Origin of the sequence: Fulvivirga aurantia, assembly GCF_009711475.1 — a bacterium.
GTDB lineage: Bacteria > Bacteroidota > Bacteroidia > Cytophagales > Cyclobacteriaceae > Fulvivirga > Fulvivirga aurantia.
The window spans coordinates 1-8213 of the sequence record NZ_SMMD01000783.1 but is presented as its reverse complement, the minus strand read 5'-3'; the positions used below and the strand labels follow the sequence as shown (position 1 = coordinate 8213).

Below are 8213 nucleotides of genomic sequence, written 5' to 3'. Positions count from 1 at the left end.
AGAGAGCTGGCTCAAAAGCCAGTTGTCATGCTGAGCTTTTTAAACTTGGATAAGAATTATTCGTCTGACCACTTAGAGTGGTCGGACGAATTTTGAGATGTTAACCAAATAAAAAAAGCTCTGTCATTGCTAACAGAGCTTTCTAAGGGTGGAAGATGGGACTTCCGCCAGTGGGCGGATAAACTTCTCGTCCCTCTTACAATTTCATATCGTTTATAAACAAAAAAACCTCACTATTTAGTGAGGTTTAACTTGGGTGGAAGATGGGACTCGAACCCACGACCTCCTGAACCACAATCAGGCGTTCTAACCAACTGAACTACAACCACCATGTATTTTTTGGTGTTCTAACCTCCCGATAACTATCGGGATGAACTACAACCACCATGTATTTTTGGCGTTCTAACCTCCCTGTAAACAGGCTTAATTATCACACCATTTATATTATATTGCCGGCCGTTAGCTTGACAAGTTCCGCTTTACCAGCAATGTATGCTGCAAAAGGGACTGCAAATTTAGATACTAGTCTGTAATTTACAAACAAGTATGCCAATAAATATTTTCTCAGCAATTGAGTTTGCCATTATCTCTAGGCTAACAATGCTTGCTTCATTTCGTTCGCAATAACCAATGATAACTGACAGCTGCTTACATTATCTATCAAACGACAATCTCTCCCCTTTCTTACTCTCATCAAACTGACCTTCTTGATACGCTAAGTGGCCAGAAACAAATGTATGAGTTATTTTCGAAGAGAATGACTGTCCTTCAAAAGGAGACCAACCACATTTAGCCAGTACATTATCTTTTGATACAGTCCATTCATTTTCCGGGTCTACCAACACAAGATCGGCATAGTAACCCTCTCTGATATACCCTCTTTTTTCAATCTCAAATAAGATTGCAGGATTATGACTCATTTTCTCAACCATGCGCTCTACAGAAATTTTACCCTGCTTTACCAGCTCAAGCATAGCTACCAAGCTATGCTGTACCAATGGGCCACCTGAAGGTGCACTGAAATATTTATTTTGCTTTTCTTCTGATGTATGAGGAGCATGATCGGTGGCAATTACATCTATTTTATCATCCAATACTGCTTGCAAAATGGCATCTCTATCTGCAGCGGTCTTTACCGCAGGGTTCCATTTTATTAGAGTGCCTTTGGTTTCATAATAGCTATCGTCAAACCACAGGTGGTGAATACAAGCTTCTGCAGTTATGCGTTTTTCTGACAAAGGCTTACTATTATCAAAAAGCTCAGTCTCCTTAGCAGTGCTTATATGCAAAATATGCAGTCTGGCATTATGTTTTTTGGCCAATGACACGGCAAGAGATGAGGACTTATAACATGCCTCCTCGCTCCTGATTTCAGGGTGACATTTGATAGGCACATCTTCGCCATACTTTTCTTTATATATTGCTGTGTTTCTTCTTATCGTATCTTCATCTTCACAATGTGTAGCTATCAACATAGGTACTTTAGAAAAAAGGCCTTCCAACGTTTCTTCCTGATCTACCAACATGTTACCCGTAGAGGAACCCATAAATACTTTTACACCGCACACATTTTTTGGGTTGGTTTTCAAAACCTCCTCAAGGTTATCATTAGAGGCTCCCATAAAAAATGAATAATTTGCCAGGGAGTCCTTTTTGGCAATCTCATATTTATCTTCTAAAAGCTCTTGTGTCAATGCATTGGGCACTGTGTTAGGCATTTCCATAAAAGAAGTGATACCTCCAGCCACGGCAGCTTTTGCCTCGGTATAAATAGTAGCTTTGTGTGTAAGGCCGGGCTCTCTAAAATGTACCTGATCATCAATTACTCCCGGCAAAAGTAATTTACCTTTAGCATCAATCACTTCGTCAGCCTCTTCTCCGGACAAGTCATCACCGATTTTATCGATAATCTGACCTCTTATGAGTACATCACCGATAAATTGCTTGCCTTCATTTACTATCTTTGCCTGAGTTATTAAAGTGGTTTTCATATTTGATTGCTATTGAGGACTACCATACATTTACTAGCATCAAATTTCACTGTTTCCCAGCCAAGGGACAAGCATTGCACAAAATTTATGGACGCTACACCTTCATTTGAAAATTTCAAACTCAATAAACAACTACTCAACGCTATAGATGACCTTGGTTATCAAAAGCCTTCACTTATACAGGAAAAGGCCATTCCGCTGATCACGGCAGGCCATGATGTAATGGGAGTTGCCCAAACCGGCACGGGAAAAACGGCCGCTTTTGTATTACCAATTTTGATGAAGGTAAAATATGCCCAGGGCAACGACCCACGAGCCCTGATCGTTGCACCCACACGGGAGCTTATTCTTCAAATAGAGCAAAATGTAAAAGAGCTTGCCAAATATACTGACCTGAGGCATGTGGCAGTTTATGGTGGTATAGGCCCCAAAACACAGATTGAACAAATTGAAGCCGGGGTTGATATTCTATTGGCAACACCAGGCCGTTTTATGGATATTTACCTTAAAGGTCATATAAATACCAAACAGATAAAAACATTGGTATTAGATGAGGCAGATAAGATGATGGACATGGGTTTTATGCCTCAGATAAGAAAGATACTAGAGGTTATTCCTGTTAAGCGCCAAAACCTCCTCTTTTCTGCTACCATGCCGGAGAAAGTGGTAAAACTTTCTGAAGAGTTTTTAGAGTTTCCTGAAGTGGCAGAAGTTACTCCTCAAGCCTCTACCGTAAGCACAATTGATCAGGTGTTATATCAGGTGCCTAATGTAAAAACTAAAATCAGGTTCTTAGAACACCTTCTTCAAAATGAAGAGTTAAGCAGGATTATGGTTTTTACCAAAACGAAAACCACGGCCGACAATGTGTTTAAATATTTAGAGAGAAAAGGCCTCGGCCCGGTGCGGGTTATCCATGGCAACAAAGGCCAGAATAGCAGAATCAATGCTATCAACCAGTTTAGGGAAGGTGAATTACGTATTCTGGTGAGTACAGATGTTACCGCTCGTGGTATTGATATAAGCATGGTTACTCATGTAATTAACTTTGACGTTCCTATTATCTACGAAGATTATGTACACAGAATTGGGCGTACAGGTCGGGCCGAAAATGATGGGATCGCCATAACTTTTGCCAACAAAGCTGAGATGCATCACATTGGGAACATCAGTAAACTCATACAGCAACAAATACCAGAAGAAAAGCTGCCGGCCGAAGTTGAAGTAGCTCCCACCGATCGCAACGAGCAACGAGAAATTGATTTTGAACTTGATCAGATCAAAAGAAAAAATGACCCTAATTTTAAAGGTGCTTTTCACGAAAAAAAGAGAAAGTTTAGAGACGATAAAAAGAGGAAGCCTGTAAAGAATAAAAGGAGGAGACGATAGGCCGATTTTACCTCCTTTTTCATAAAAAAATTATTGTCTCCCGTTGCTTTTAGAATTAATCCTTATTTTCATCAGAATTGATTTTACAATTAAAACCTTCATTTAATATAACATGAAATATATTTTTATCTCATTACTCCTGTTAATAGCAAATTATCCTGCACAGTCTCAATCAGATGAGGCTATGATTAGGAAAATTTACAATCAGGCACTTACAAAAGGCGAGTCATACGAAATGCTTGACTATCTCAGCAATGAAATTGGTGGGCGATTAAGCGGCTCGCCACAAGCTGCAGCTGCCGTAGAGTGGAGTCGCCAAAAAATGATAGCGTATGGTTTTGATACCGTATACCTACAGGAAGTTATGGTACCTCATTGGGTACGCGGAAAACAGGAAGTAGCACATGTCGTAAATTCAAAAAGGCTGGGCAATATGGACATGACCATTTGTGCCATCGGTAATTCTATAGGAACAGGTGCCCAGGGAGTGCAGGGTAAAATCGTTGAGGTCAAGGATTTCGAATCGTTAGAAAAACTGGGTAAAAAGAACCTGGAAGGCAAAATTGTCTTCTTCAACCGACCATTTGACCAAACCCAAATTCACACCTTCAAAGCCTATGGAGGGGCTGTTGATCAGCGTGTCTATGGAGCCTCTGAAGCAGCAAAGTATGGAGCTATAGGAGTTGTAGTTAGATCTATGGCCTCTAACATTGACGATGTGCCACACACAGGTACTTTAAGGTATAGTGATGAGCAGCCAAAAATTCCCGCGGTGGCTATAAGCACCATAGATGCTGAAACACTCAGTCAGGCATTAGAGATGGAGAGCGATATGGAATTTTATTTCGAAACACACTGCGAAATGCTTCCAGACGTACTTTCTTACAATGTAATTGGAGAGCTTAAAGGCTCTACGAAACCAAACGAATATATTGTAGTAGGTGGCCACTTAGACTCGTGGGATTTAGGTGATGGCTCGCATGATGATGGAGCAGGCTGTGTACAGTCTATAGAAGTCTTGCGGATTATGAAAGAACTCAATTACAAACCCAATCACACCATACGCGCAGTCATGTTTATGAATGAGGAAAACGGCATGCGTGGTGGAAATAAATATGCTGAAATAGCCAAAGAAAAAGGAGAAACACACGTGGCGGCCTTAGAATCTGACAGCGGTGGTTTTACACCAAGAGGATTTAGAACCACTGGTGGTGATGAGGTAAAACAACAATTGAAAGCCTGGAGCGTACTGCTTGAGCCATACGGATTACATGATTTTTCTCAACCTGGTGGTGGTGCAGATATAGGCCCATTGGCAGAGCAAGGCACGGTACTTTTTGGCTTGCAACCAGATAGCCAGCGATATTTTAATTACCATCACACAACTTCTGATACTTTTGACAAGGTAAACAAACGTGAGCTTGAGTTAGGCGCTGCCGCCATGACATCTCTGGTTTACCTCATCGATAAAAATGGTTTGTAATGAATAAAATAAAAACCGCACTCACCGACATGCTGGGTATCGATTACCCAATAATTATGGCCCCTATGTTTTTGGTATCAAATGCAGAAATGACCATAGAAGCAACCAAAGCTGGAATTACCGGAGCTATTCCTGCCTTAAACTATCGTACTGACGAGGCTTTTAGGGAGGCTTTAAATAAAATTAAGAAAGAAGCTCAAGGCCCTTTCGGAATAAATTTGATTGCCAACAAGTCTAATTACAGACTTGAGGAGCAGCTGCAAACTTGCATAAACCTCAAAGTCGATTTCATCATCACCTCATTAGGAAGTCCGGAAAGGATCATAAACGAATGCCACAAGGTAGGTATAAAAGTTTTTTGTGACGTTACAGATGTAAAATATGCAAAGAAGGTAGAATCACTGGGTGCTGATGCCATTATCGCAGTGAACTCAGAAGCAGGAGGGCATGCAGGACCGATGAAGCCCACTGAGCTTATACCTTTATTGAAAGAAAACTGTAATATACCGGTTATATCTGCCGGTGGAGTGGGTAATGGTCAGCAGTTTAAAAAAATGCTTGATTTGGGAGCTTGTGGTATTTCAATGGGCTCACCTTTTATCGCTACAACAGAAGCTGGCGTTTCTACAGATTATAAGCAAGCGATAGTCGATTATGGTGCAAAAGACATAGTGATGACTAATAAATTATCCGGCACACCATGCACGGTAATTAACACTCCTTATGTACAGGAGATTGGCACCGACCAAAATTGGCTTGAGCGCATACTCAATAAAAACAAAACCTTAAAAAAGTATGCCAAGATGCTCACCTTCTATAAAGGTATGAAATCACTGGAAAAAGCGGCTTTTGGGGCGACTTATAAAACATTGTGGTGTGCAGGCCCATCCATAGAATATGTAAAAGAAATAAGGCCCGTAAAAGCCATTGTAGAAGGCTTAATTGAAGAATATCATACTGTAGCAGAACAAAGCTCAGTAAACTAAAAGATGTATTTTGTACCAATAAAAAAGGGAGCCAAAGGCTCCCTTTCAGGTTTACAGGTTGCGCAATTCAGCGCGTGACCGACTCGTTTGCCGATCATGTTTTTCCACACTTTTTATCGTGTAGATCACTTCTCTAAGTTGTACTTTAGGTTTAGGTTGAAATTTATTTCGTACAAGAGAAGAGTATTTCTTTGTCCCTTCAAATCAACTTCAATAACTATATCTTACTAGCCACGCAATTTGCAGAATTTTATTTTAAATTTCGAATTAATTTCAGCTCTAATCTTACGCGATTTTGCAGGGATAAGAATTTAATATTGAAAATATGTGGCCTCAGTTAAAAAAAATCGCTGATTTAAGCGGTTAAAATATTACATGATCGGTTCAAAAAAAATTAAAATTTTTTCACCAAATCTGTGTTTGATTTAAACCAAATTATTGGCTAACTCTGTCAATCAACTAATAAATCAATCATTTTGCTTTCTATAGAGTCTAAATTACCAACCAGCAGCACCTCGATTTTCGCTGTGATGTCTAAAATGGCAGCTGATCATGGAGCCATCAACCTATCTCAAGGCTTCCCCGATTTTCCCGTTTCATCTGAGCTCATAGGTTTAGTCAACAGAAACATGCAAAATGGGCATAATCAATATGCCCCGATGCCCGGCTTACCCTCTCTAAGAAAAACCATTGCCAAAGTCATTGATGACTCTTACAACTATGAAGTAGACTTTGAGTCTGACATTACGGTCACTTCCGGGGCAACAGAAGCATTATTTGCATCGATATCTGCTATCGTAAAACCCGGAGATGAAGTCATCATATTCGATCCTGCTTATGACAGCTACGCACCTGCTGTAAGACTAGCGGGAGGTAAACCCGTTCATATTGCTTTACAGGCCCCATCTTACGCTATCGACTGGACAAAGGTGGAAAGAATTATTAGCAAAAAGACCACTTTAATTATTATCAATACTCCGCATAATCCAACGGGTGCCACACTTTCGGAGAAAGACATGCTTTCTTTACAAAAGGTGGTACTTGAGAATGAGCTTTTCTTGATAAGTGATGAAGTTTATGAACGTATCACATTTGATAATGTAAAGCATGAGAGCGTATTACGATACCCGGAATTAGCTGCCAGAAGTGTAGCTATATTTTCCTTTGGCAAGACGTTTCATGCTACAGGTTGGAAGGTAGGTTATGCAGTAGCTCCGGCAAATCTTACTGCAGAAATCAGAAAGATACATCAGTATCTTACGTTTAGTGTCAATACACCCGTTCAACATGCACTGGCTGAGTATATGACGGAGGAAACGAATTATCTAAATCTCGGCTCTTTCTATCAGAAAAAAAGAGACTTTTTTGTAAACAGACTCAAAGACAGTCGGTTTGAAGTATTGCCTTGCCATGGCACTTACTTTCAGTTACTGTCATACAAACAAGTAGCTGATATGCCTGAGAAAGAAATGGCTGAGCACCTCACTAAAGAATTTGGCGTGGCCTCAATCCCCACTTCTGCATTTTATGAAAATGAGAACGACAATGGTGTTTTGAGGTTTTGCTTTGCCAAATCTGAAGAAACACTAGAAAAAGCAACCGGCATACTATGCAAGATTTAAAAATTACACTCATACAATCAGAGCTTTACTGGCAAAATACGGCTGCTAACCTCGCCATGTTTGAAGAGAAAATCTGGCAGATAGAGGAGCAGACTGATCTTATCATTTTACCTGAAATGTTTTCGACCGGTTTTAGCATGGAGTCGGAAAAGCTGGCTGAACCCATGAATTTCACCACCTTTAAGTGGATGAAACAAATGGCTGAACAAACTAAAGCAGCCATAACGGGCAGTGTGATTATTAAAGAAGGAGATAAACACTACAATCGACTTATTTTTATGCAGCCGGATGGTCAGTATCATACCTACGATAAGCGCCATCTTTTTAGAATGGCTAATGAAAATGACCATTTTTCCGGAGGTGATCAAAAGCTGATAGTAGAATGGAAAGGGTGGCGCATTTTTCCTTTGGTCTGCTACGATTTGCGTTTTCCTGTTTGGAGCAGAAATAATTACATCACTGACCTGCACCGCATGAATTTTGACCTTGTATTATTCGTAGCCAACTGGCCTGCCGCCCGCGTAAGTGCATGGGATATTTTGCTTAAAGCTAGAGCGGTAGAAAATCTGTGCTACAGCGCTGGACTAAATCGGGTGGGTAGCGATGGATCAGGCATAGATTACAACGGGCACTCAGCCATCATCGATTTTAAAGGTGCGGAAATGGCTCAGCTGGAAGATAAAGAGGTTATAAAAACAATTAACTTATCCGGTCAGGAATTACTCAAATACAGAAAAAAATT

At 40.4% G+C, this 8213-nt stretch carries 6 protein-coding genes and 1 tRNA gene; 5 read left to right on the top strand and 2 right to left on the bottom strand.

The window, feature by feature from the left end; all coding sequences use genetic code 11:
- Positions 1 to 254: 254 nt before the first annotated feature.
- A tRNA-His gene (locus E1176_RS10115) sits at positions 255 to 330 on the bottom strand.
- A 323-nt stretch (positions 331 to 653) separates the two neighbouring features.
- On the bottom strand, positions 654 to 1991 hold the full coding sequence (locus tag E1176_RS10110; protein ID WP_155210493.1) for a dihydroorotase: 1338 nt from the start codon (positions 1989 to 1991) through the stop codon (positions 654 to 656).
- Between the two features lie 87 nt (positions 1992 to 2078).
- Between E1176_RS10110 and E1176_RS10105 the strand changes: the two genes are divergently transcribed.
- From E1176_RS10105 to E1176_RS10085, 5 genes are all read left to right on the top strand, one after another.
- Complete coding sequence (locus E1176_RS10105) at positions 2079 to 3380, top strand: DEAD/DEAH box helicase (RefSeq protein ID WP_155210492.1); 1302 nt, start codon at positions 2079 to 2081, stop codon at positions 3378 to 3380.
- 112 nt (positions 3381 to 3492) lie between these two features.
- Positions 3493 to 4863: a M20/M25/M40 family metallo-hydrolase gene (locus E1176_RS10100; RefSeq protein ID WP_155210491.1), complete on the top strand. Its 1371-nt coding sequence runs from the start codon at positions 3493 to 3495 to the stop codon at positions 4861 to 4863.
- Positions 4863 to 5849 (top strand): NAD(P)H-dependent flavin oxidoreductase, encoded by a 987-nt coding sequence (locus E1176_RS10095; protein WP_155210490.1) that lies wholly within the window; start codon positions 4863 to 4865, stop codon positions 5847 to 5849. The genes E1176_RS10100 and E1176_RS10095 overlap by 1 nt, the downstream gene beginning before the upstream one ends.
- Before the next feature lie 476 nt (positions 5850 to 6325).
- Positions 6326 to 7471: a methionine aminotransferase gene (locus tag E1176_RS10090; RefSeq protein ID WP_155210489.1), complete on the top strand. Its 1146-nt coding sequence runs from the start codon at positions 6326 to 6328 to the stop codon at positions 7469 to 7471.
- The coding region (locus E1176_RS10085) for an amidohydrolase (RefSeq protein ID WP_155210488.1) at positions 7459 to 8213 on the top strand (755 nt) is incomplete at its 3' end. The genes E1176_RS10090 and E1176_RS10085, both read left to right, overlap by 13 nt.